At 70.3% G+C, this 22,780-nt stretch carries 25 protein-coding genes; 11 read left to right on the plus strand and 14 right to left on the minus strand.

Annotated elements, in window-relative coordinates; translation table 11 throughout:
- Positions 1-6 precede the first annotated feature (6 nt).
- Both BLU81_RS08485 and BLU81_RS08490 read left to right on the plus strand, forming a co-directional pair.
- Complete coding sequence (locus BLU81_RS08485; RefSeq protein ID WP_092543175.1) at positions 7-1,263, plus strand: PQQ-dependent sugar dehydrogenase; 1,257 nt, start codon at positions 7-9, stop codon at positions 1,261-1,263.
- 36 nt (positions 1,264-1,299) lie between these two features.
- Positions 1,300-2,214 (plus strand): SDR family oxidoreductase, encoded by a 915-nt coding sequence (locus tag BLU81_RS08490; protein ID WP_092543177.1) that lies wholly within the window; start codon positions 1,300-1,302, stop codon positions 2,212-2,214.
- On the opposite strand, the gene BLU81_RS08495 is transcribed toward BLU81_RS08490, so the two are convergent.
- Entirely contained in the window at positions 2,205-2,900 is a 696-nt protein-coding gene (locus tag BLU81_RS08495; protein ID WP_456236553.1) for a helix-turn-helix transcriptional regulator, read from the minus strand. The two genes, BLU81_RS08490 and BLU81_RS08495, sit on opposite strands and share 10 nt — an antisense overlap.
- A gap of 225 nt (positions 2,901-3,125) precedes the next feature.
- Here BLU81_RS08495 and BLU81_RS08500 point away from each other — a divergent pair, with 225 nt between their 5' ends.
- Positions 3,126-5,195, plus strand: a complete 2,070-nt coding sequence (locus BLU81_RS08500) for a HelD family protein (RefSeq protein WP_092543180.1) — start codon at positions 3,126-3,128, stop codon at positions 5,193-5,195.
- On the opposite strand, the gene BLU81_RS08505 is transcribed toward BLU81_RS08500, so the two are convergent.
- The 8 genes from BLU81_RS08505 to aztA form a co-directional block, all read right to left on the minus strand.
- Positions 5,188-5,784, minus strand: a complete 597-nt coding sequence (locus BLU81_RS08505) for a DUF4232 domain-containing protein (RefSeq protein ID WP_092543182.1) — start codon at positions 5,782-5,784, stop codon at positions 5,188-5,190. The two genes, BLU81_RS08500 and BLU81_RS08505, sit on opposite strands and share 8 nt — an antisense overlap.
- 116 nt (positions 5,785-5,900) lie before the next feature.
- Positions 5,901-6,062: a hypothetical protein gene (locus BLU81_RS47760; protein ID WP_197686150.1), complete on the minus strand. Its 162-nt coding sequence runs from the start codon at positions 6,060-6,062 to the stop codon at positions 5,901-5,903.
- Positions 6,063-6,106: 44 nt separating this feature from the next.
- Positions 6,107-8,605: an FtsX-like permease family protein gene (locus BLU81_RS08510; protein ID WP_092543184.1), complete on the minus strand. Its 2,499-nt coding sequence runs from the start codon at positions 8,603-8,605 to the stop codon at positions 6,107-6,109.
- Positions 8,602-9,279, minus strand: a complete 678-nt coding sequence (locus tag BLU81_RS08515; RefSeq protein ID WP_092543186.1) for an ABC transporter ATP-binding protein — start codon at positions 9,277-9,279, stop codon at positions 8,602-8,604. Before BLU81_RS08515 ends, BLU81_RS08510 begins: the two co-directional genes overlap by 4 nt.
- Entirely contained in the window at positions 9,279-9,680 is a 402-nt protein-coding gene (locus tag BLU81_RS08520) for a hypothetical protein (protein WP_092543188.1), read from the minus strand. Before BLU81_RS08520 ends, BLU81_RS08515 begins: the two co-directional genes overlap by 1 nt.
- An 82-nt stretch (positions 9,681-9,762) precedes the next feature.
- Positions 9,763-10,422 (minus strand): response regulator, encoded by a 660-nt coding sequence (locus BLU81_RS08525; protein WP_092543190.1) that lies wholly within the window; start codon positions 10,420-10,422, stop codon positions 9,763-9,765.
- Positions 10,419-11,546 (minus strand): sensor histidine kinase, encoded by a 1,128-nt coding sequence (locus tag BLU81_RS08530; RefSeq protein ID WP_092543192.1) that lies wholly within the window; start codon positions 11,544-11,546, stop codon positions 10,419-10,421. Before BLU81_RS08530 ends, BLU81_RS08525 begins: the two co-directional genes overlap by 4 nt.
- The gene (gene aztA / locus BLU81_RS08535; protein ID WP_092543194.1) at positions 11,533-12,168 is read right to left on the minus strand and encodes a zinc ABC transporter ATP-binding protein AztA; all 636 of its coding nucleotides are present in this window, start codon (positions 12,166-12,168) and stop codon (positions 11,533-11,535) included. The genes BLU81_RS08530 and aztA overlap by 14 nt, the downstream gene beginning before the upstream one ends.
- Positions 12,169-12,219: 51 nt before the next feature.
- Here aztA and aztB point away from each other — a divergent pair, with 51 nt between their 5' ends.
- The 4 genes from aztB (at position 12,220) to aztD (ending at position 16,385) form a co-directional block, all read left to right on the plus strand.
- The gene (gene aztB, locus BLU81_RS08540) at positions 12,220-13,074 is read left to right on the plus strand and encodes a zinc ABC transporter permease AztB (RefSeq protein ID WP_092543196.1); all 855 of its coding nucleotides are present in this window, start codon (positions 12,220-12,222) and stop codon (positions 13,072-13,074) included.
- Positions 13,071-14,246, plus strand: coding sequence for a WD40 repeat domain-containing protein (locus tag BLU81_RS08545; RefSeq protein WP_092543198.1), 1,176 nt, complete (start codon positions 13,071-13,073; stop codon positions 14,244-14,246). Before aztB ends, BLU81_RS08545 begins: the two co-directional genes overlap by 4 nt.
- Positions 14,243-15,145 carry a zinc ABC transporter substrate-binding protein AztC gene (gene aztC / locus BLU81_RS08550; RefSeq protein ID WP_092543200.1) on the plus strand — a complete coding sequence of 301 codons (903 nt, stop codon included), beginning with the start codon at positions 14,243-14,245 and terminating at the stop codon, positions 15,143-15,145. The genes BLU81_RS08545 and aztC overlap by 4 nt, the downstream gene beginning before the upstream one ends.
- Before the next feature lie 79 nt (positions 15,146-15,224).
- Positions 15,225-16,385 carry a zinc metallochaperone AztD gene (gene aztD / locus BLU81_RS08555; protein ID WP_092543202.1) on the plus strand — a complete coding sequence of 387 codons (1,161 nt, stop codon included), beginning with the start codon at positions 15,225-15,227 and terminating at the stop codon, positions 16,383-16,385.
- Here the strand turns inward: aztD and BLU81_RS08560 are convergent.
- The 3 genes from BLU81_RS08560 to BLU81_RS08570 form a co-directional block, all read right to left on the minus strand.
- Entirely contained in the window at positions 16,357-16,584 is a 228-nt protein-coding gene (locus BLU81_RS08560; protein WP_157751412.1) for a diguanylate cyclase domain-containing protein, read from the minus strand. The genes aztD and BLU81_RS08560 overlap by 29 nt on opposite strands.
- A 77-nt stretch (positions 16,585-16,661) precedes the next feature.
- Complete coding sequence (locus BLU81_RS08565) at positions 16,662-17,045, minus strand: hypothetical protein (RefSeq protein WP_092543206.1); 384 nt, start codon at positions 17,043-17,045, stop codon at positions 16,662-16,664.
- The gene (locus BLU81_RS08570) at positions 17,045-17,449 is read right to left on the minus strand and encodes a hypothetical protein (RefSeq protein ID WP_092543208.1); all 405 of its coding nucleotides are present in this window, start codon (positions 17,447-17,449) and stop codon (positions 17,045-17,047) included. The genes BLU81_RS08565 and BLU81_RS08570 overlap by 1 nt, the downstream gene beginning before the upstream one ends.
- A 99-nt stretch (positions 17,450-17,548) precedes the next feature.
- On the opposite strand from BLU81_RS08570, the gene BLU81_RS08575 reads away from it, so the two are divergent.
- Positions 17,549-18,436: an NAD(P)/FAD-dependent oxidoreductase gene (locus tag BLU81_RS08575; RefSeq protein ID WP_373873282.1), complete on the plus strand. Its 888-nt coding sequence runs from the start codon at positions 17,549-17,551 to the stop codon at positions 18,434-18,436.
- On the opposite strand, the gene BLU81_RS08580 is transcribed toward BLU81_RS08575, so the two are convergent.
- Entirely contained in the window at positions 18,388-19,302 is a 915-nt protein-coding gene (locus tag BLU81_RS08580) for a MerR family transcriptional regulator (RefSeq protein ID WP_092543210.1), read from the minus strand. The two genes, BLU81_RS08575 and BLU81_RS08580, sit on opposite strands and share 49 nt — an antisense overlap.
- A 119-nt stretch (positions 19,303-19,421) precedes the next feature.
- On the opposite strand from BLU81_RS08580, the gene eno reads away from it, so the two are divergent.
- Positions 19,422-20,687, plus strand: a complete 1,266-nt coding sequence (gene eno, locus BLU81_RS08585) for a phosphopyruvate hydratase (RefSeq protein WP_092543212.1) — start codon at positions 19,422-19,424, stop codon at positions 20,685-20,687.
- 65 nt (positions 20,688-20,752) lie between these two features.
- Here eno and BLU81_RS08590 read toward each other — a convergent pair whose 3' ends face one another.
- Entirely contained in the window at positions 20,753-21,025 is a 273-nt protein-coding gene (locus tag BLU81_RS08590) for an excalibur calcium-binding domain-containing protein (protein ID WP_092543214.1), read from the minus strand.
- Positions 21,026-21,625: 600 nt separating this feature from the next.
- Here BLU81_RS08590 and BLU81_RS08595 point away from each other — a divergent pair.
- Together BLU81_RS08595 and BLU81_RS08600 are read left to right on the plus strand one after the other, a co-directional pair.
- Entirely contained in the window at positions 21,626-22,090 is a 465-nt protein-coding gene (locus BLU81_RS08595; RefSeq protein WP_092543216.1) for a MerR family transcriptional regulator, read from the plus strand.
- Complete coding sequence (locus BLU81_RS08600; protein WP_092543218.1) at positions 22,087-22,524, plus strand: carboxymuconolactone decarboxylase family protein; 438 nt, start codon at positions 22,087-22,089, stop codon at positions 22,522-22,524. The genes BLU81_RS08595 and BLU81_RS08600 overlap by 4 nt, the downstream gene beginning before the upstream one ends.
- The last annotated feature ends 256 nt before the right edge of the window (positions 22,525-22,780 follow it).

Below are 22,780 nucleotides of genomic sequence, written 5' to 3' on the forward strand. Positions count from 1 at the left end.
GCACCGGTGAGGACGATTACGCGCGGCTTGGCGGTTCTGGTGCTCGGGCTGGCGGGGTGTTCGGCGTCGGCCGGGGAGCAGCCGGCACCCCAGCAGACGGCGGGGCTGGTCGCCACCACGATCACGGCGACCGGTCAGGCACCGTTCGATCAGGACCGGACACTGCTGGCGCCGCCCGGCTGGACGGTCAGCGTGTTCGCCCGGGTGGAGAGCGCGCGGCTGCTCGCGTGGACCCCGGACGACCAGCTGCTGGTGTCGAGGCCGAAGTTCGGGGACGTGATCTCGCTGGGGTCGAGCCGGAAGACCCTGCTCAGTGGGCTGAACCAGCCGCACGGGCTGGCGTTCGACGGAGACACCCTGTACGTGGCCGAAAGTGATCAGGTCAATGCGTACACGTACAAAAGTGGGGTGGTGTCCGCTCGTAAGATCGTCGTGGACGACCTGCCGGACGCCAAGAGCCCGGAACTGCGCGGCGCCTACTCGCACGCCCTCAAGAGCGTCACCGTCGGTAAGGACGGGTCGATCTACGTGTCGGTCGGGTCGACCGGCAACATCTCGGCCGCCGACCGCGAGGCCACTCCCGAACGGGCTTCGATCCTGAAGGTGGCGCCCGGCGGTGGCAAACCGACGGTTTACGCGCGGGGTGTGCGCAACGGCACCGGGCTGGCCGTCGACCCGGACGGCGCGGTGTGGACCGCGGTCAACCATCGCGACAACGTCGGCCTTCCGGCGGACGGTTACGGCGGCTACAAACACGACGTGGTGCAGGAGTATGTCAACGACCACCCGATGGAACAGCTCGCCCGGCTGACCGAAGGCCGCGAACTGGGATGGCCCTACTGCAACCCGGACCCGCAGCTGGAACCCACGGTCAGCTACAGCAACCGGCCGTTCCTGCGCGACGTCCAGACCAACCCCGACGGCGCGAAACTCGACTGCGGCAGCCTGCCGCCGACCGAACAGGGGATGGGCGCGCACTCGGCGCCGCTGGGCCTCAGCTTCGTCACCGTCCCCGAACCTGGTGCGCTCGTCGGCATCCACGGCTCGTGGAACCGCAGACCGCCTCGCCCGCCGGAGGTGTCGTTCTACGCCTGGAAGAACGGCACCCTCGGCCCGCAGCAGACCCTGCTCACCGGTTTCCAGCTGAAGGACGGCTCACGATGGGGCCGCCCGGTGATGGCGGTGCAGGGAACCGACGGCGCGCTCTACGTCAGCGACGACCAGGCGGGCGCAATTTACCGGGTAACCACCGGTAAAACCTGACAGCCCGCGTCAGGTTTTCCTGTCAAGGTCCCTTTCATGGAACGAGACCTGACAGGAAAAGTCGCCCTGGTGGCGGGGGCGACGCGCGGCGCTGGACGGCAGATCGCCGTGCAGTTGGGTGCCCGGGGCGCGACGGTTTACGCGACCGGGCGCACCACCCGCGAACAGCGCTCGGAGATGGATCGGCCGGAGACGATCGAGGAGACCGCGGAACTGGTCACCGCTGCCGGAGGCACCGGCATCGCCGTACAGATAGACCATCTGGAAGCCGACCAGGTGGGTGCACTCGCCGAACGGATTGACGCCTCGCATAATCGTCTGGACGTGCTGGTCAACGACATCTGGGGCAGCGAACTGCTGTTCAGTTGGGAGCACAAACTGTGGGAGCACGACCTTGACAAAGGTCTGCGCATCCTTCGGCTGGCGATCGACACCCACATCCTGACCAGCCACTACGCCCTGCCGCTACTGATCCGGCGACCCGGCGGGCTGGTCGTCGAGATGACCGACGGAACCCTCGAATACAACAGCACCAACTATCGCGTGTCGTTCTTCTACGACCTGGCCAAGACCGCGGTGCTGCGGATGGCCTTTTCACAATCAAAGGAGCTTGCCTCGTACGGGGGGACAGCGGTCGCGCTGACACCGGGCTGGCTGCGCTCGGAGATCATGCTGGAGAACTACGGGGTCACCGAACAGAATTGGCGCGACGCTCTCACGGTCCAGCCACATTTCGCGATCTCGGAGAGCCCCGCCTTCACCGGCCGGGCGGTCGCCGCGCTCGCCACCGATCCGGACGTGGCCCGCTGGAACGGGCAGTCACTGTCCAGCGGGCAACTGGCGCAGATCTACGGATTCACCGACCTCGACGGCAGCCGCCCTGACTGCTGGCGTTACCTGGTCGAAGTGCAGGACGCGGGTAAACCAGCCGACGTCAACGGTTACCGCTGATATCTGTCGTGGAGTCGTCGCGCGGCGGCCCGCATCCGCTCGCGCAACGACTCCGGCTTCAGCACCTCCACCTCCGGGCCGAGACGAAGCAACTGGTGGTAGGCCACTTCGACGGACTCGACCGGTAGGCGTACCGCAATCCATCCTTGATCGTCAGGGGCTTCAGCCGTTTCGGCGGCGGCCTGGACCGCGGGCGGCTCCTCCGCATCTGCGCGCCGGTACCGCAACGTCACCGCCAGGTCCTGCCACACCGCACCGACAAGTGCGGTCAGCATCGGCGGCGGCTCGCCGTCATGGAACCAGCCCGGCACGTCCAGGTGGAATCGTTGAGTGGCCCGGGCCTTGCGCAGCCCCGCCGGCAGCGACGCGCTGACCTTGAGCGCGGCGGTGGCAAGCAACTCGCTCAACCCCATGTCCCGGGCCGGGCCGTCCAGGCCTAGCAGGAACAGGGCCTCCGCCTCGTCCGGGCTCAATCCGGTGAGCCGGGTCCGATAGCCGTCAACGAGCCGGTAGCCCCCGAGCCGTCCCTGCTCGGCGTAGACCGGCACTCCGGCGGCGCCCAGCTCCCCGATGTCGCGGTAGACGGTTCGTTCCGAAACACCCAGCTCAATGGCGAGTTCGGCAGCGGTCACCGTTCCCCGCGACTGGAGCAACAGGACCATCTTGAAGAGGCGGGAGGTACGCACCCCGCCATCCTGCCGTTCTCGCACAGCAGTCGGTTCCGGCTGTCCAAACGTGATCCGCGTTTGCCTGTCTTGCGGCGCAATTTTCGCGGTCAGTGATCGGTGCGAGACACGAGGGCGGCTGGAATATCAAATGAATGAGAGTACGGTCTCTTTCATATGAATTCCGGGTCGCTTGTTGTTTAACCTTTCCGCGACCACGTTCCGGAATATCGCGGGGGCTTGCAAATGCACCGGAATTCTGTACCCACCTCATTTATCGAGGAGCAGGACTTTCTCGACGCGGCCATGGCCCGGCGCGACAGCCTCACCGCGCATCTGCGGGCTGAGCTGGAGCTGGACGCCGCCGACGCGGTCGAGCTGGGGCGCCAGCGGATGCTGCGCCGGCAGTACGAGGAGCTGCGCCGCGCCGGGGAAGGCCTCGTCTTCGGGCGGCTCGACGCCACCGACGGCAGCACCCTGCACATCGGCCGGATCGGGCTGCACAGCGACGACGAACCACTCCTGGTCGACTGGCGGGCACCCGCGGCCCGGCCGTTCTACACGGCCACCGCGGTCGAACCGCAAGGGCAGAAACGACGCCGGCATATTCGTACGACCGGATCGGTCGTCGTGGGGGTGGACGACGAACCGCTCTCCGCGACGCCGGGACACGACGGTGACCTCGGCCTCGTCGGTGAGGGTGCGCTGCTCGCGGCTCTCGACCAGCGGCGCACCGGCCACATGACCACGGCGATCTCCACCCTGCAGCGCGAGCAGGACGACATCGTCCGCGCCGACGCGACCGGGCCGCTGATCGTGCAGGGCGGGCCCGGCACCGGCAAGACCGTGGTGGCGCTGCACCGGGTCGCCTACCTGCTGTTCACGTACCGGCAGATGGCCGACCGCGCGGTCCTGGTGCTCGGGCCGTCGCCACGGTTCCTCGACTACATCGGTCAGGTCCTGCCGGCGCTCGGTGAGACCGCCGTCGTCGCCGCCACCTGCGACACCCTGCTGCCCGGCGTCACGGTCGAACGCGCCGAGAGCCGGACGGCCGCCGAGATCAAAGGCCGCGCCCTCTGGCAGGGGATCCTCGAACGGCGGGTGGCGGCGCTGACTCCCGGCCCGCGGGAGCTGAAGATGCGGTGGGACGGCGACTTCCACGTCATCCCGGCCACCGCCGTGGCGCAGGCGCTGACCTCGGCCACCCAGGGCCGCTCCTACCACCGGGCCCGCGCGGTCTTCGCCGAACAACTCCATCAACTGCTGGCCGACGCGATCGCCGAACAGCGGGAGACCCTGATGGAGGAGATGGAGCGGGGGTACGAGGACATCCTGAGCCGTATCGCCGACACCTCCACCGGCGCCTCCCGTAGCGACGTCGACGGGCTGCTGTCCGAGGAGGAACTGGAGGAACTGCGCGAGCGGATCGCGGACAACGCCACCATCGCCCGGTTCGTCGAGTCGCTGTGGCCGACCCTCGACCCCGGCACCCTGCTGCGGGAGATCCTCGTCGACACCGAACTGCTCGCCACCGAACTCACCCCGGCCGAGGTCGCCACGGTCACCGCGGAACCGGCGCCCTGGGCGTCCAGTGACATCCCACTGCTCGACGCCCTGGCCGAACTGCTCGGCGAGCGGGATGGTGAGCAGCCGCGACCGCAGGGGGAGTTCACCGCCGACCGGGCCCGTGGCCAGCGCGACTGGGTCTACGGGCACGTCGTCGTCGATGAGGCGCAGGAACTGTCCGAGATGCAGTGGCGGATGGCGTTGCGGCGCTGCCCCAGCCGGTCGGTCACCGCGGTCGGCGACATCGACCAGGCGGAAGCCGCCCACCGGCACACCAGCTGGGCGCAGGCGGTGCGGGCGGTTCTCGGGGATCGCTGGACCGCGGCCGAGCTGACCATCTGTTATCGGACGCCGAGTGAGGTCATGGAACTCACCGGGCCGGTGCTGGCCCTGGCGGGAAGCCACAACACCCCACCGCGGGCCGTACGATCGTCCGGCGTCTTGCCCTGGCAGCTCGCGGTCACCGCCGCCGACCTGCCCGGAGTCGCCGCCCAGGCCGTACAGGAACTCCAGCAGCGCTGGGAAGGCGGCACTGTCGGGGTCATCGCCCCCGCGTCACGCATTCCCGAGCTGCGCGCGGTCCTCGGCGACGTGCCGTTGATGACCGCGACCCAGTCCAAAGGCCTGGAATGGGACGCCACCCTGCTCATCGACGCCGACGGCATCAGTGCCGAGCCGCGCGGTCACAACGGGCTGTACGTGGCGCTGACCCGCTGCACCCAGGAACTCGGCCGGCTGACCGTCAGCTGAGGGGGTCGGCGTCCCGGGTGACCTGGAACGGGCCGACCCGCAGCGCCGTCATGGTGATGCCGTCGCGGTCGGCCTCCGGCACGTCGGCCGACTCGGCGACCGATCCGGCGGACTCCGGGTCGACGATGAACTGGAGCGCCACCCCGACTCCGCAGCCGGAGCTGTCGGCGGTGCAGACGTCCCACTGGATCCGGGACCAGGTGCTGGACTCCGGCTCCAGGTCGATCACCGCGGCCGCCGTACCGATCATCTCGGTGGGAACCTTGACCACCTCGCCGGGCGGGGTGACCAGGGCGACCTCGGGCCAGCCCTGGATCTGGCAGGCCGTGGTGGAGGTGTTGGTGAGCTGCAGGACGGCCTCGCGCACGCCCGACCCGGCCTGGCGCGGCACCCCGATCAGGGTGCCGGTCAGGTCGTCGGTCAGGCAGTCGGCCGGGGCCACGGACGGCTCGGTGACGGTCTCGCCCACGGCCGCCTCGCTGGTGCGCGGTGCACCGACGAGACCGACCGCGACGGCCACGATCAACAGGGCCGGCGGGAAGGTCATCAGCATGCGGGCGGCGGTGCCGCGCGGCGCGTTCCGTGTCATGCCGGTTACTCTGCCGTCCTGAGTAGTCACTTGATCGCTCGCACCGGATGCGCGGCACGAAACCGGTACCCGGCCTCCGGCGGATCAAAACGATCTTCATTCGGTACGGCGGAATCTCACTCCCGGATCGCGGTGCCGGCCCAGTCTCGTAGCAGCGACGTGTAACGCCGCGGGTCGGACTGGTGCATCATGTGAGTCGCCTCCGGCGCCGACTCGTAGACCACGTTCACCCCGGCGGACTCCATCAGCTGACGGGCCCGGGTGGCCTGTTCGTCCACCTGCGCAAGTCCTCCAGCACCACACCCGGCGAGGGGGCGTGAGGTCAGTCGATCGCCAGGGCGGCCACCGGGCTCACCTTCGCCGCGCGGCGGGCCGGGAGCAACCCGGCCAGCACGGTGATCGCGGTGATGGCCAACAGAATGGTGGCCAGCCAGCCGGCCGGGAACGTCAACGGCAGGTCCAGCCGTAACGCCTCCAGGGTCAGCCAGGCCATCGGCACCCCCAGCACGATGCCGAGGATCGCGCCGACCAGCCCGTACAGGCCCGCCTCCACACCGATCATCAGCCGCAACCGGGCCCGGGTCAGGCCCAGCGCCCGCAGCAGTCCGGACTCGCGGGTGCGTTCCAGCACCGACAGGCCGGTGGTGGTGCCCACCCCGACGACCGCGATCAGCACGGTCAGGCCGAGCAGCCCGAGTGCGGCCGCGAACAACGACGACACCTCGGCGTCAGCCTTGTCCCGCGCGTCGGCCAGCACCGCCACCTCGGCTCCGGCGGGCGCGGCGATGCGGCGCAGCACCGCCAGGGCCTCGTCGCGGGTGCCGGAGGCGATGTCGGCCAGCACGCCGGGCCCGCTGACGCCCAGCGAGTCCAGATCGGCCGCGGTCAGCACCGCACCGGATCGCAGTGGGCCCTCGCCGGTGAGGATCGCCACCACCTCGACGCTGACCTTCCCCGTCGCGCCCTCGGACTGCAGGGTGACCGTGTCGCCGACGGCGGCGTTCAGGTCGGCGGCGGCCGGTGCCGACAGGATCGCCCGGCCGGGGGCGAGCGCCGTGATCGTCCCGGCGGACGCTTGCAGGCTGCGCAGCGCGGGCAGTCCGGCCATGTCGATCTGGATGGCGCTGTGGGAGAAGCCCAGGTTCGCGGCGGTGAAATCACCCAGCCGGAACGGTGTCACGTCCCGGAACCGGGGCTCGGCCCGGACCGCGGCCACCGCCTGCTCGAATCCGTCCGGCTCTTCGGCGATCAGGGCCAGGTCGGCCGGGTTGCGGGCGGCCATCTCCTGATCGGTCCACAGTTGCAGGCTGTTGATGCCGACGACGGTGCCGGCCAGCATGGTCACGCCGAGCGCCACCACCACCGAGACCGCCGCGGCCCGGCGGGGTGCGCCGCCGATGCCGCTGACCGCGAGCCGGCCGGTGGGGCCGAGCCGCCGCAACGGCCAGCCGGCGACGGCCAGCACCGGGCGGATCAGCAGCGGGCCGAGCACGATCAGCGCACCGAAACCGAGGGCGCCGACCCCGACGATGTAGAGCAGCAACTCGTTGCCGCCGGTGTCCATCCGCGCGCCGGTCACCGCGCCGAGACTGGCGGCCGCGGCCACCAGGATCAGGCCGGACACCAGGCGGGGCGCTTCGATGCCGCGTTCGGCGGCGGCGGTGCTCGCGCTGCGCAGCGCCTGCAGCGGGGCGACCCCGGCGGCCGAGAACGCCGGAGCCAGCACCGCGCCGACGGTCAGCAGCCCGGCGCCGATCACCACGGCGACGGCCGCGCCCACCGGGACACCGGGCCCGGACAGGGTGTGGCCGGCCAGGCCGGCGAGTGCGGGAGCGACCAGCCCGGCCGCCTGGGCCAGCAGGACCCCGGCGGTGCCGGTGACCAGGCCGACCACCGCGCCTTCGACGGCCAGGGCGAACACCAGCTGGCCGCGCTGGGCGCCGATCGTGCGCAGCAGGGCCAACTGCCGCAGCCGCTGGGCGAACACGATCCGGAACGTCGAGGTGGCGACCAGGGCGGCGGCGACCACGGCGATCGCCACGAACATCCCGATCAGGGCGAACAACTGGTCGAACTGGCTCACCGCGTCGCGGGCCTCCCGGACCCGCATCGCGTCGCCGGTGGTGACGCTGACGTAGGCGGTCGGATCGCGCAGCAGCCGGTCGGAGATCGTGGTCGTCATCGCGATCAGGTCGGCGCCCGGCTCGGCGAGCACATCGACCCGGCGGAAACCCTCCTCGCCGCTGAGGCCCGCGACCACGTGATCCGGGGCCCAGGCGCGTTCGGTGTCGTCGCGCGGTCCGTCGACGACACCGGTGACGGTCACCGTCACCGGCTCGGCCTCGTCACCGAGGTGCAGCCGCAGCCGGCTGCCGGCCGTCACCCCGAGGCGCCCGGCCGCCCGCCGGTCCACCGCGATCTGCCGGGCCCCGGACGGATAGGCCCCGGAGACCAGGGTGAGCCGGGAGAGTGGGCCGCTGCCGGGGTCGGACAGCACGTCCAGCCGGTTGCCGGTGCTCTCGTCGCCGACGGTGAACGAGACGGTCGTGCGGCCCGTGACCCGGACGACCCCGGCGGTGGCCCGGATCTCGGTGATCTGCTGCGGGGACACCGGGTAGCCGCCGGCGGCGAACGCCACCAGGCTCACCCCGGTCGGTGTCTGGCTGAACGTGTCCAGGGTGGTCCGGGTGACGACCTGGTAGGCGAGGACCGTGCCGAACACGACGAACGCCGCGACCAGCACCGACAGCCCGGTCATCAGCGTCCGGCCGGGGCGGCGCAGAACCCCGCTGAGCTGGGTGCGCAGCACGCTGACGTTCACCGGCTGGTGTCCTGCACGATGCGGCCGTCGGCCAGGACCAGGACCCGATCGGCGTACGCCGCGGCGCTCTGGTCGTGGGTGACCATCACGACGGTCTGGCCGAGGCGGTGCACCGAGTCACGCAGGAAACTGAGGACTTCGGCGCCGGAGCGGGAGTCGAGGTTGCCAGTCGGCTCGTCGGCGAAGATCACGTCGGGGCGGGTGCTCAGGGCCCGGGCCAGGGCGACCCGCTGCTGCTGGCCGCCGGACAGCTCGGCCGGCCGGTGATCGAGGCGGTCACCGATCCCGAGGATGCCGACGACCTGGTCGAACATCCCCTGGTCGACGGTGCGGCCGGCCAGCTCGGCGGGCAGCGTGATGTTCTGCCGGGCGGTCAACTGGGGGAGCAGGTTGAACGACTGGAAGACGAAACCGACCCGGTCGCGGCGCACCGCGGTCAGCGCCCGGTCGGACAGGCCGGTGATCTCGGTGCCGCCGATGGTGATGCTGCCGCTGGTGACGGTGTCGAGACCGGCGAGGCAGTGCATGAACGTCGACTTGCCGGACCCGGACGGGCCCATGATGGCGGTGAACCGGCCCCGGTCGAAGGTGGCCGAGACCCCGTCGACGGCCCGGACCGAACGATCACCGGAGCCGTACGTCTTGACCAGCTCGGTCGCGGTGACGGCGCCCATCAGAACACGATCCGCGGAATCTTCAGGTCGACACCGCTGTCGTCGCAGTGCCCGATGGCCAGTTCGGTGATCTCGTCGAGTTCACCGGCGTCCGGCCGCTCGGTGGCGCCGGTGGCCTGCACCCGTTTCCAGCTCACATACCGCGCGACCTGGGTGCTGATGCCCTGGTCCACGAACTGCGTGTAACGGATCTGGCGGATCTGCACCTCCCACTTCTCGGCCTCGGCGGGGTCGGCCGGTGGTGTCTGCGCCTTGTCGAAGAGCTGCTGGGCCAGCCGGCAGTCGGCGGCCGACGCGGTGGTCGGGCCGAACCGTTTGTCCCACAGATAGTTCACGCCGTAGGCGACACCGGCCAGGACCACCACGGTGAGCACCGCGAAGGAGAGGAGTCTGCTGTTCACGGCTCTGATTCTTCGCCGGGGCGGCGTCGTCGCGCATCGACGTCAGATCTGATCTATGGGCCGCCCGTGTACGACTGCGGTACTACGGCCCTGGTTTGACCAGGCCGATCTCGTACGCGAAAACCACCGCGTGCACCCGGTCGCGTAACTCCAGTTTCGCCAGGATCCGCCCGAAGTGGGTCTTCACCGTGGACTCGGCGACGTGCAGCCGCCCGGCGATCTCCGCGTTCGACCGGCCCGTCGCGACCAGCTCCAGGACCTCCCGCTCGCGCTCGGTCAGCGCGGACAGGCGCTCGTCGGCGCGGCCCGGCAGGGTGAGCTGCCCGGCGAACCGGTCCAGCAGCGCCCGGGTGACCCGCGGCGCCACCACCGACTCCCCGGCCGCCACCGTCCGGATCGCCTCCAGCAGTTGCTCGGGCGGTGAGTTCTTCAGCAGGAACGCGCTCGCTCCGGCCTGCAGTGCGGCGAACGCGTCGTCGTCGGTGTCGAACGTGGTGAGCACCAGCACCCGGGGCCCGCCCGGATCGGCGCAGATCCGCCGGGTCGCCTCGACGCCGTCCATCACCGGCATCCGGATGTCCATCACCACCACGTCGGCGGTCACCTGGTCCAGCAGGGTGAGGGCTTGCGCGCCGTCGCCGGCCTCGCCGACCACCGTCATGTCCGGCTGCGCGGACAGCACCATCACGAAACCGGCCCGCACCAGCGCCTGGTCGTCGACGAGCAGCACCCGGATACTCACCGCGGGATCATGGCACGGACCGACCATCCGGAGCCCGGGCGGGGCCCGGCGGAGAACTTCCCATGGTGTACGGCTACCCGCTCGCGCATCCCGGTCAGCCCGTTGCCGCCACCGACGCCACCCGCACCGGTCCGGCCGGTCCCGTCGTCGGTGACCTCCAGCGTCACCCGGTCCTCGGCCAGCCCGAGGTCCACCGTGACCTTCGTTCCGGTTCCGGCGTGCCGCAGCACGTTGGTCAGTGACTCCTGCACGATCCGGAACACCGTCAGCTCCACTGCCGGGGACAACTGCCCGGTGTCACCGTCGATACGCAGGTCAACGCCGAGACCCGCGGCCCGCGCACCGTCGACGATGCTGTCGAGCTGGTCGATGCCCAGCCGCCGCCGGTCCGGTTCGGTGTCGTCGCCGGTGCCGCGCAGCACCGCCACGATCCGGTGCATGTCGGCCAGTGCCTCCCGCCCGGTGCCCGCGACCGTGCGCATCGCCTCCCGCGCCCGTTCGGTGTCGGTGCCGGCGACGTAGCTGGCGCCGTCGGCCTGCGCGATCATCACGGCGAGGCTGTGCGCCACCACGTCGTGCAACTCGCGGGCGATGAACGCCCGTTCGTCGGCGGCGGCCAGCCGGGCCAGGTGGTCGCGTTCGCGTTCGGCGATGGCCACCCGGTCCCGGTTGCCGCGCATCACGTACGCGATCAGCCACAACGCCCCGCACGCACCGAGCACGGCACCGCTGTCGGCCAGGTACGGATAGGTGACGGCCGAGCCCTCCCAGGAGTCGTCGATCCTGAGCACGGTGCCGAACAGCACGCTGATCGCCACCACGACCAGCGACAGGTAACCGGCCCGGGCGGACCGCGCGTGCGTGACGACGGCTGCCATGGCCACGAGCACCGCCAGGTCGTACCCGGCCGGAACCGCTGAGGCGACGACCACCTGGAGCAGACCGAGAGCGCTGACCACCGCGAACACCCGGACCGGTGCGAAGCGCCGGGCCACCAGGGCCGCGGCCATCGTGAGGCCGATCAGCACGTCCCACAGCGAACTGGACCGGTACTGCAGAGCGATCGTCGCCACCACCGTGACGATGATCAGGTCCCAGAGGAGTAGAAGCTCACGCCTGCCCACGCGGGTCGACGCTACTGGATTCGGGCGCGGCCAGGCGGACGGTGTGGTCGGCGAGCGCGGACTCCTCGTCGTCGTGGCTGGCCATGATGATCGCGGCACCGTCGCGGACCCGTTCGGTGAGCAGCTCGTGGACCCGGTGGCGGCTTCCGGTGTCCAGCGCGGCGGTCGGCTCGTCGAGGATGTAGACGCCCGCGTCCTGGGCGAAGGTCTGGGCGATGAGGGTGCGCTGGCGCTGACCGCCGGAGAGTTCGCGCAGCCGCCGCCGGGCCAGGTGGGCGATGTCCAGCCGTTCCATGAGCGCGGTCACCACGGCCCGGTCCCGTCGGCTCGGCAGGCGCCAGGGGGTGAACCGGCCGATCCGGACGCATTCGGTGACGGTCAGCGGCAGCGCGTCGATGTCGGCGGTGCGCTGGGGGAGCAGGGCCACCCGGATGCCGGGGTCGCGGGTCACGGTGCCTTCGGCTGGCTGTGCGACACCGGCGAGCAGGTGCAGCAGGGTGCTCTTGCCGGAGCCGTTCGGGCCGGTCACGGCCAGCATCGCCGCGGGTTCGGCACGCAGGTTCACGTCGTGCAGCACGGGGATTCCGGCATATCGGAAACCCAGGTGTGAGGCGGTCAGCATCGCATCCCCTAAATGGTAATGAATTTCAGTACCACTATATTCGACCGGGTGATGACGACCCTTGCCGAGCCGTTCACCGTCTCCTTCGTCCTGCGCGCCCTGCTCGGCGGCGTCCTGCTGGCCGCCGTCTGCGCCCTCACCGGGGTCTGGGTGATCGCCCGCGGGATGACCTTCCTCGGCGAGGCGATGAGCCACGGCATGCTGCCCGGCGTCGCGATCGCGTCGATCGTCGGCGGCAACCTGGTGATCGGCGCCGCGGTCAGCGCGTTCGCGATGGCCGCCGGAGTCAACGCGCTCCGCGACAGCCGCGAATTCGGCCGCGACACCAGCATCGGACTGTTCTTCGTCGGCATGCTCTCGGTCGGGGTCATCGTCGTCTCGCACTCCCGGTCGTTCGCGACCGACCTGACCGCGTTCCTGTTCGGCGATGTCCTCGCCATCCGCACCGGCGACCTGCTGCTCCTGGCCGGAGCCGGGGTGCTGGTGGCGGTGATCGCGGCGGTGTTCCACCGGCCGTTCCTGGCGCTGACCTTCGACCCGCGCAAGGCCCGCACCCTCGGCCTGCGCCCGGACCTCGCCAACCTGGTGATGATGGCCCTGCTCACGATCACGATGGCGGTCGCGTTCAGTGTCGTCGGCACGCTGCTCGCCTTCGGCATGCTGATCGCCCCGTCGGCGGCGGCGATGCTGGTGACCCGGCGACTGCCCGCGGTGATGCTGACCAGCTTCCTGATCGGCTCCGCCGCCACCGTGCTCGGCCTGTGGATCTCCTGGTTCGCGGCGACCGCCGCCGGCGCCACCATCGCCGCCACCGCGGTCGGCATCTTCTTCGTGATTCTCGGCGCCCGGCGCCTCACCACAGCGTCACCCCGCGCGACATCGCTGCCCCGGAAAGGAAACCAGTGATCAGAAACAGTCTCATCAGTGTGGCCGCCCTGAGCCTTGCGCTCACCCTGTCCGCCTGTGGACCACCAGGAGAACAGGCCGCGGACCAGCCGCACGGCTACGTCGAAGGAGCGGCGGAGGCGGCCGAGGCGCAGCCGGCGATGGCCTACGCGGCCCGGGGCGGACGGCAGCTGCACCTGCTCGACCTCGCCACCGAACAGGAGAAACCGGTCGGTCTCGCGATCGGGGCCGCCGACCTGAGCGAGGACGGGCGGTTCGTCTACGTCACCGACGGCGACCGGACGGTGGAGATCGTCGACTCCGGGGTGTGGACCGTGGATCACACCGATCACGTGCACTACTACCGGGCACCGGCCAGGACGCTCGGCACGATCGTGCTCGATCAGCCGGTGGCGGCGGTCGCCGGGGCCGGGGCGTACACCACGGTCGGCACCACCGACGGGCGGATCCGGGTCTACGACCGGCGGCAGTTGGAGCAGGGCCGGATCGCCGAGGTGGCGACGATCGACTCCGGGAGTGCCACCGGGCTTGCCGTGCCGTACGGCGAAGGGTTGCTGGTCGCCGTCGGCGATGATCGAAATCAGCCGGCCGACCGCATTGTGGTGATGAGTCCGGACGGCCGCGAGACGGGCGCCCTGCAGGCACCGTGCGAGGCGCCGGCCGGGTGGGTGGTCCTGCGCGGTGGGGCGATGATCACATGCATTGATTCGCTGGTACGTGTCAAGCAGGTCGACGGGAAGCTCACCGCCCAGGTGCTCGCCTCCACCGACGGTCCGATCCCGGCGAACGCGTTCGGCTTCCGGCCCCGCAGCAACGAGGCGGCCGTGGCCGATCGCACCGGCATCTGGTCGGTGAACGCGGCCAAGGCCACCCTGCGCCACGTGCCCGCGGACGGCCGGGACCTGGTCGCCGCCGCCTCACCGGCCGACGGCCGGACCGTGCTCGCCCTCGACCATGACGGTGCGCTGATCAGTTACGACCTGGCGACCGGAGCGACGATCGCGGAGACGCCGCTGCGCGCTTCGGCGTTGACGCTGGACGTCAGCCGCGCCTACCTGACGGAACCGGCGGCGCGTGTCATCCACGAGATCGACTACGCCGACGGGCTGCGCACCGCCCGCACCCTGCGCACCGCCGAGCAGCCGGACCTGGCCGTGGAGGTGGGCCGATGAGACGGCTGCTGGCATCGATCGGAACCGCTTCCGTCCTGCTGGGCGGCGTCACCGCCTGCACCGGTGACGACGAGGCGCGCATCGTGGTGACCACGAACATCCTCGGTGACGTGGTCCGGCAGATCGCGGGGGAGCAGGTGACGGTGCTGATGAAGCCGAACGCCGACCCGCACTCGTTCGCGATCTCGGCCCGGGAGGCGCACACCATGCGGACCGCCGATCTGATCGTCTACAACGGGCTGGGCCTCGAGGAAGGGGTGCTGCAGCACGTGGAGGCGGCTGTCGCGGAGGGGGTGCCGGCCGTCGAGGTGGGTGCCCGGGTGGAGCCGCTGGAGTATCGGGACGGGGACGCGGCCGGGCTGCCCGACCCGCATTTCTGGACCGATCCGGTCCGGATGGTGACCGCGGTCGACCTGCTCACCGAACAGATCGTCACGCACGTCGACGGCGTGCGGGAGAGCGCCGTGCGGGAGCGTGCGGCGGCGTACCAGCGGCGATTGCAGGAATTGGACGCGGACCTGGCAGCGCGCTTCGGGCAGCTCCCGGCGCAACGTCGCGTGCTCGTCACCAACCATCACGTCTTCGGCTATCTGGCCGCCCGCTACGACTTCGCCGTGGTCGGCGCGATCCTGCCGAGCGGCACCACCCTGGCCTCACCGAGCGCCTCCGACCTGGCGTCGCTGGTGTCCGCGATCGAGACGCACCGGGTTCCGGCGGTCTTCGCCGACACGGCGCAACCGGCCCGGCTGGCCGAGGTCCTCGCGGCCGAGGCGGGGCTGACGGTGCGGGTGGTCGGCCTCTACTCCGAGTCGCTGAGCGATGTGGACGGTGCGGCGGCGAGTTACCTGGCCATGATGCGGTTCAACGCCGACGCGATCCTCGGCGGACTGTCCGCCTGACCCCCGCTGGATCCGCTCCGGGGACCCACCTGTACCTTTATTGAAAATGATTTCCATTATCAACCTGGGGAGATTTCTGATGTACCGACGTGGGATCGCGGTTGTCGCCGCCGCCTCGCTGGCCCTGGCCGCCTGCGGCAACGAGACGACCGCCCCGACGGCCGCGGCCGCCCCGGACGTCGAACGGCCGGTCGCGATCACGTACGACGGCGGCGTCCTCGTCCTCGACGGCGAGACCCTGACGGTGGCGCACAACCTGCCACTGGCCGGGTTCAACCGGGTCAACCCGGCCGGCGACGACAGTCACGTCTTCGTCTCCACCGAGTCCGGTTTCCAGGTGCTCGACGCGGCCGGCGGCGAGATGACCGACATCACCTGGCCCGGCGCCAAGCCCGGCCACGTGGTCCGGCACGGCGCCAAGACCATCCTGTTCACCGACGGCACCGGCGAGGTCGTCAGCTTCGACCCGAAGGACCTGGCCGGCGGTAAGCCGCAGGGGCGCCGGTACAAGACCGCCCAGGCGCACCACGGTGTCGCCGTGGAACTGGCCGACGGCACCATGATCGTCACGGTCGGCACCGAGGAGTCCCGCACCGGCGCGGTCGCCCTCGACGGCTCCGGCAAACAGATCGCCCGCAACGAGGACTGCCCCGGCGTGCACGGCGAGGCGGTGGCCAAGGGCGAGGTGGTCGCGCTCGGCTGCAACGACGGGGTGCTGCTGTTCAAGAACGGCGCGTTCGTCAAGGTCGACAGCGGCCGTGAGTACAGCCGGATCGGCAACCAGGCCGGCAGCGACGTGTCCCCGATCCTGCTCGGCGACTTCAAGATCGACCCGGACGCGGAGATGGAGGCCCCGGAGAACTTCTCCCTCATCGACACCACCACTGACAAGATCACCGTGGTGCCGATGCCGAAGGGTGTCAGCTACACGTTCCGCTCGCTCAACCGAGGCCCGAAGGGCGAGGCCCTGATTCTCGGTACGGACGGCAAACTGCACGTCATCGACCCGGTCACCGCGAAGATCACCAGTTCGTGGCCGGTCGTCAGCCCCTGGACCGAGCCGGTCGACTGGCAGCAGCCCCGCCCGGCCCTGTTCGTCCGCGGCGACGACGCCTACATCACCGAACCGGCCACCAAGAAGGTGCACCAGCTCGACCTGACCAGCGGCAAGGTGGTCATCTCCACCACCCTGGACGCGATTCCCAACGAGATCAGCGGTGCCGTTGCGTCTGCTTCTTGACGTCGTACATCGCCACGTCGGCTCGGTGTACGAGGTCGTCGACGGATTCGTCGCCGGGTTCGGTGAGGGCCACGCCGATGCTGGCGGCGGGCTGAACCACCGTGCTGCCCAGGTCGATCGGGACGGCCATCGCCGATCGGATGCGCTGGACCACGGCCTGGGCAGCAACCGGAGTCCCGCGGTGCCCCGCGACCGCCACGCACCGATGCCGAACTGCTCGGCAGGGGCGGCGCGGAACTGAGGCCGTCCGATCGGGAGGACCGGACGGCCGTCAGGTCACGGCCGGTACACGTCGCAGTTGCGGCCCTGCTCGGCGATTCGGGTGGTCGGGCCGGCGCACAGGCGCAACGGCGGCTCGGCTCCGCCCCACAACAGCTGTGACGTGGCCCGGAAATTGGTCTTGCCGGGGCGGCACAGGCCGCTCAGCGTGCGCCATGCGATACCGTCGGCCGGCCCGTTGTAGGCGATCTGCACGACCGCGCACTGGCCCGGCCGGTTGACCGCCAGGGTGCCGCTGACCGCGATCGGCGGCACCGGACGCTCCGGGATGCTCATCATCCGGTCGTAGCTGCCATAGGCGGAGGCGCCTGCGGTGGACAGAGAGAACGCGTTCGCGGGGGCGGCGGCCAGCATCGCACCGGCCAGGACCAGGGCGATCATCAGCGCACCAGCAGCGTGTAGCTGGCCACGATGCCGGTCCGGCAGCGGTACGACACCCACACCCGGCGGGCCACCCCGTCGGCGCCGACCTTGTTGCATTCGCCCTGCGCGTCCTTGACCTGGTTGAACGCGGCCGTGTAGACAGTCGTCTCGGCGCGGCTCGGGGCGGTGGCCGGCCGGTAGGTGATGGTCAGGTCGTCGCCGGCGAACCCGGACCGGACCGAGTACGACCGCCACACTCCGGCGTTCCTACCGGCCTGGCCGATGACCGCGGCCCGGCCGAACCCGTAGGTGCCCAACAGGGCGGTGACGTTCTGTGACGGCGGGCTGGCCTGGGCGGGTGCCGGCGTGAGGGCCGTCATGAGGGCCGCGGTGATCACGGCGGCCGGCAACATCGTACGCATCAATTGGTGTCCTTTCCTTTTGTCTCGGGACCTCCCGTGACATAAGGGACAACCGTTGTGAAGAAGATCGGTTTGTCACCCGATCCGGTTAGGCTGGCGATCATGGATGTCGTGGTGGTGGGCGCCGGGATCGCCGGACTTTCCTGCGCGCGGGCGCTGACCGAGGCCGGCGCCCGGGTCCGGGTCCTCGAACGCGGCCGGGTGGCCGGCGGCCGGCTGGCCAGCAAGCGCTACCACGGCCGCTATGCCGACATCGGCGCAGCGTATCTGGTCGCCGACGACCCCGGCTTCGCCGCGCAGGTCACGTCCTGGGAGTCCCGGGGCCTGATCCGGCCGTGGACCGACACGCTGCGTGTCCACCCCGGCGGCGACACCAGCGGCCCGATGCGGTGGGCGGCGCCCGGCGGTCTGCGTTCCCTCGCCGAAGACCTCGCCACCGGATTGGACGTACGGCTGTCGAGCCCCGTCGACGCAATCCCGACCGGCGCCGACGCCGTGGTGCTCGCGATGCCCGGCCCACAGGCGCTCCGGCTGGCCCCGCCGCCGCGGATCGCCGCCGCCGCGCAAGCCCAGACCTGGCATCCGGTGATCGCCGCCGTCCTCACCTACCCGGTCCGGGAGTGGCCGGACTTCCACGGCATGTTCGTCAACGACCACCCGGTCCTCGCCACGATCTGTGACGACGGCGATCGCCGTGGCGACGGTGCCCCGGTCCTGGTGGCGCATTCGACGGCCGGGCTGGCGTCACGCCATCTGGACGATCCGGTCTCCGCCGGTCCGGACCTGGCTCGCGCCGTAGCGGACGTGCTGGGCATCTCTCCCCAGCCTTCCGTGGAGATCCACCGGTGGACCTTTGCCCAGCCCGAACCCGGGACCGGGGACTACGCTGTGGACGGTGACGTCTGGCTCTGCGGCGACGCCTTCGGCCGTCCCCGCGTTCAGACGGCCTGGCTCTCCGGCCGTGCGGTGGCCCGCGACCTGCTCTGAGTCAGCCACCGCATCACGTCGAGAGCGTGCGACGCGGGATCCGGAATCGGATGGAAGACGTGTTCCACCAGGTCGTCGGTGACGACCAGGGTCAGGCGCTCGTAGACGGTCAGATCCCCGGTGGTCCGGGTCGGCAGTCCGGTCGCGGCGGCCAGGGTCAACTTCGGATCCGGGATCAGCGGGTACGGCAGCCGCAGCCGATGCACCAGCTCCCGCTGATAGCCGGTGGACTGCGCGGACAGGCCGTACACCCGGGCGGCCCCGGCGGCCAGGATCTCCGCGTGATGGTCGCGCAACCAGTTGCCCTGCCCGTCACCGCGGGCTCCGGGGATGTCCAGCAGACCGCGCGGCAGGTCCACACCGGGCCGCCCGGTCAGCGGGTAGACGAAGACGACACTGCGGCCCGGCCCCAGATCGTGCAGGCTGATCGGCCGCCCGTCGGTACCGTAGAACCGCAGCTCGGGCAGTCTGCGGCCGATCAGGTCCGCCACCTTGCCCCGAGTCGCGGGCGGTCCGGTGACGACCTGCTGGGCGACCGTGTCGATCCGGGCGTCCAGGGCCTCCCGCTGGGCGGTCAACTCCCCGATCCGGCTCTGCAGGTGGGTGACCGTGCTGCGGAACGTGGCCACCGCCGCCGCGCACACGTCATCGTCGTTGGCCAGCGACTCCACGAACGGCCGGGTCTCCTCGACGGTCAGCCCCAAGGCCATCAGCTCGCGGATCTGGGCGACCTGCCGCTCGGCGATCGGATCGTAGTCGCGGTACCCGTTACCCAGACGGCGCGGCACGACCAGCCCGCTCTGCTCGTAATACCGCAACGCCCGGACCGTGGTGCCGGTCCGTCTCGCCAGTTCCCCCACACGCATGCGCCGACCCTAAACCTGTACCTCCGGGTACAGGTCAACGCGATTCTTCTCGCGGTGACTTTCCGGCCCCGCAACAGCCACTCTGGTCCGGCAACGACAACGGGACCAGGGAGTACGCGATGACGGCCATCAGCCGAGTGACCGGGCGGCAGATCCTCGACAGCCGGGGCAACCCGAGCGTCGAAGTCGACGTGGTGCTCACGGACGGATCGACCGGCCGGGCGGCAGTGCCGTCCGGGGCGTCGACCGGCGCCGCCGAAGCGGTCGAACTGCGCGACAACGACCCGCGGCGCTTCCACGGCAAGGGAGTCAGCCGGGCCGTGGCCGCGGTCAACGGCGAGATCGCCGACGCGGTCACCGGCCTGCACGCCGAGGAACAGGCACTCGTCGACACCACGATGATCGACCTGGACGGCACCGAGGACAAGGGCCGGCTCGGCGCCAACGCGATCCTCGGCGTGTCCCTCGCTGTGGTGAAAGCGGCGGCGGCCGCCCACCGGCAGCCGCTCCACCGTTACGCCGGTGGGGTCGGGGCGCACCTGCTGCCGGTGCCGATGATGAACATCGTCAACGGCGGCGCGCACGCCGACAACCCGCTCGACTTCCAGGAGTTCATGATCGCCCCGGTGGGTGCACCCACCTTCTTCGAAGCCGTCCGGATGGGCTCCGAGGTGTTCCACACGCTGCGCGGACAGCTCGCCGCCGCCGGGCACAGCACCAACGTGGGCGACGAGGGCGGGTTCGCGCCCGGCTTCGCCGACGCTGACGAGGCACTACGATTCGTGGTACGGGCGATCGAGGACTCCGGCTACCGGCCCGGGACCGACATCACCATCTGCCTCGACCCGGCCAGCTCCGAGTTCTTCCACGACGGCGCCTACGTCTACAGCGGCGAGAAACTCACCCGCTCGGTCGACGAACACATCGCCTACCTGCTGGAACTCACCGGCCGCTACCCGATCACCTCGATCGAGGACCCGATGGCCGAAGACGACTTCACCGGCTGGCGTGAACTCACCCGGCAAGCCGGCGACCGCCTCCAACTGGTCGGCGACGACGTGTTCTGCACCGACGCCGACCGGCTGACCAGCGGCATCGAAGGCGGTTACGCCAACGCCATCCTGGTGAAGCTCAACCAGATCGGCACCCTCACCGAAACCCTGCGCACCGTCGACACCGCACACCGGGCCGGCTACCGGGTGGTGATGTCACACCGTTCCGGCGAAACCGAGGACACCACCATCGCCGACCTGGCCGTGGCCACCGGCTGCGGCCAGATCAAGACCGGTTCGCTGTCCCGCAGCGACCGCACCGCCAAATACAACCAGCTGATCCGCATCGAGGAGGAACTCGGCCGGTCCGCCCGCTACGCCGGCCTCGGCTGACATCGTCGCCTGAACCGGCCGGGCCTGTTCCGCTGCCACCCCGTTCCGGGTGGCAGCGGAGAGGGTCAGCGCTTCTCGCAGGCCACGCCGTCCTTGTCGCGGTCCATCTTCTTGTTCGCGTTGTACAGAGCCGTCGACACCTTGAAAGTGGTGACCGGCTTGGTCGAGCCGCGCACCTTGTCCTTCGCGCCCTTCTTGGCGACCCCGTGCTTGTACGTCTTGTTCAGCGCGGTGCAGTTCTTGAACGTCTTCGGCGCCGCGTCGGCCGGCGAGGCGATAGCGAGGCCACCGAGGAGAAGTGTGCCCGTGAGAAGGCCACGAACGATGCTGTTCAGCATGGGATTCCGTTTCGTCGAGATTACGACGCAGACGTTATCCAGCCGTTCCGGCACCCGGGATCAGTGATCCGGCTGGAACGGCACTGCGATGGGGCCGGGATCCGCCACCGCCCGTACCAGTGATTCCAGCTGTGTCGTGAGAGCGGCACGGTCGAAGACTCGCCCGGCTCCGAAGACTGTCAGCTCGTAGTGCCCGAATTCGGTCTCGCTGTTGGCGGTCTGGATTCCGCCTCGGCTGGATCCAGACCGCCAACCTGATCATCACCGGGCTGATGACCGTCGCCACTGCCGTCGGACTGGGCCGGCACCCACGACCGGGCGCGGCCGGACGTGGGTGCCGTTGCTGATCGGCGGGTACGGGCGTGGGCATGATCGGCGCCGGGATCTTCATCGCCGCGTGTCTGATCCTCGGATCACGGTTCGCCGACCCGGTCGTACCGCGATCGCCTGGTTCTCCCGGGCCGCCGGCATCGTCTTCCTGGCCGCTTCCAGCGCCTGTCGGGTGGCCGACCCGATCGGAAGGGCGATCGACGATCGGCTTGCTGTGAGTTCTCGCTGTCGTTTGCGTTGGAGCGCGCTCGAAGCTCTAACGTCGGCGCCATGAACGTGAACGAGCAGTTGGCGGAGGCGTTGCGGCTCGCCGTCGACCCGCCGGGCGGAGTTTCCGTCGAGGCCCTGCAGGACCTGGTCCTCGACGATGAATCCCGGCAGTGGGACATCGCGACGGCGGCCCGTCACGTGGGCGTGAGCCCGCACACGCTGCGGTACTACGAGCGAGCCGGCCTGATCACGGTGCCACGCAATCCGGCCGGGCACCGGGTCTACGGTGCCCCAGCGGTCCGGCGCCTGGTGTTCTTGACACGGATGCGCACCTCCGGGATGCCGATCAGCGACCTGCGCCAGTACGTCGAGCTCGTCAACCGCGGTGACGTCACCGTTCCCGACCGCCTCGACCTGCTCATGGAGCACCGCGACACGCTGCGGGCCCAGCTTGCCCAGATCCAGCTGGCCTTGGCCGCCACCGAATACAAGATCGCGACGTACGGAGGATCCACCCAACCGTGAGCACCGCACAGCACGACGTCACCAGCGCCGGCAACCTCGAACGGCGCAACCGTGGTCTTGACGTCCTCGCCGAAATCGACGGCCACGCCGGAACCTCGGTGATCGACTCGCTCGCCGACGTCTCCCCCGCGCTGGGCCACCACGTTGCGGCGTTCGCGTTCGGCGACATCTACGACCGGCCCGGCCTTGATGCCCGGTCCCGCCAACTGGTCACCATCGGTATCCTGACCGCCCTCGGCGGCTGCGAACCCCAGCTCAAGGTCCACGTAGGCGCCGCGCTCAACGTCGGCCTGACCCCGGACGAGATCGTCGAAGCGATGCTGCATGCGGCCGTCTATGCCGGTTTCCCGCGCGCTCTGAACGCCACTTTCGCCGCGAAAGAGGTCTTCGAAAGCCGCGGTGTACGCCCTTCTTCGACGGCTCCGCCGACCTGATGACGCAGGAAAGGAGCGCTCAGATCGTGCAAGGGGTGCACGACCGCCGGCACCTCATCGGCCGCCGCGAGCGCATTCGGCGGCGGCTGACGAGGTGCCGACCAGCGGTCAACGCTCGGGGAGAACCTCACGAAGGTGCACCGCCGCCGCCGCTTGCGGAGGGCCGCACCCCGCCGAACGGTCCGAGTTGCACATCTCGATGGTTTGGACTGAACGTCATGGATGGACTTCCGGAAGCAACCCTCCAATACTCTTA

The sequence above is a fragment of the Actinoplanes derwentensis genome, assembly GCF_900104725.1.
Classification (GTDB): domain Bacteria; phylum Actinomycetota; class Actinomycetes; order Mycobacteriales; family Micromonosporaceae; genus Actinoplanes; species Actinoplanes derwentensis.

Excerpts from the sequence above, each read along its gene's own strand:
- aztD (WP_092543202.1), top strand. The coding sequence starts at position 15,225 with ATGTACCGACGTGGGATCGCGGTTGTCGCCGCCGCCTCGCTGGCCCTG.
- BLU81_RS08570 (WP_092543208.1), bottom strand. The coding sequence starts at position 17,449 with ATGCGTACGATGTTGCCGGCCGCCGTGATCACCGCGGCCCTCATGACG.
- BLU81_RS08590 (WP_092543214.1), bottom strand. The coding sequence starts at position 21,025 with ATGCTGAACAGCATCGTTCGTGGCCTTCTCACGGGCACACTTCTCCTC.
- BLU81_RS08505 (WP_092543182.1), bottom strand. The coding sequence starts at position 5,784 with ATGACACGGAACGCGCCGCGCGGCACCGCCGCCCGCATGCTGATGACC.
- aztC (WP_092543200.1), top strand. The coding sequence starts at position 14,243 with ATGAGACGGCTGCTGGCATCGATCGGAACCGCTTCCGTCCTGCTGGGC.
- BLU81_RS08490 (WP_092543177.1), top strand. The coding sequence starts at position 1,300 with ATGGAACGAGACCTGACAGGAAAAGTCGCCCTGGTGGCGGGGGCGACG.
- BLU81_RS08500 (WP_092543180.1), top strand. The coding sequence starts at position 3,126 with ATGCACCGGAATTCTGTACCCACCTCATTTATCGAGGAGCAGGACTTT.
- BLU81_RS08580 (WP_092543210.1), bottom strand. The coding sequence starts at position 19,302 with ATGCGTGTGGGGGAACTGGCGAGACGGACCGGCACCACGGTCCGGGCG.
- eno (WP_092543212.1), top strand. The coding sequence starts at position 19,422 with ATGACGGCCATCAGCCGAGTGACCGGGCGGCAGATCCTCGACAGCCGG.
- BLU81_RS08515 (WP_092543186.1), bottom strand. The coding sequence starts at position 9,279 with ATGGGCGCCGTCACCGCGACCGAGCTGGTCAAGACGTACGGCTCCGGT.
- BLU81_RS08595 (WP_092543216.1), top strand. The coding sequence starts at position 21,626 with ATGAACGTGAACGAGCAGTTGGCGGAGGCGTTGCGGCTCGCCGTCGAC.
- BLU81_RS08565 (WP_092543206.1), bottom strand. The coding sequence starts at position 17,045 with ATGATCGCCCTGGTCCTGGCCGGTGCGATGCTGGCCGCCGCCCCCGCG.
- aztA (WP_092543194.1), bottom strand. The coding sequence starts at position 12,168 with ATGCTGACCGCCTCACACCTGGGTTTCCGATATGCCGGAATCCCCGTG.
- aztB (WP_092543196.1), top strand. The coding sequence starts at position 12,220 with ATGACGACCCTTGCCGAGCCGTTCACCGTCTCCTTCGTCCTGCGCGCC.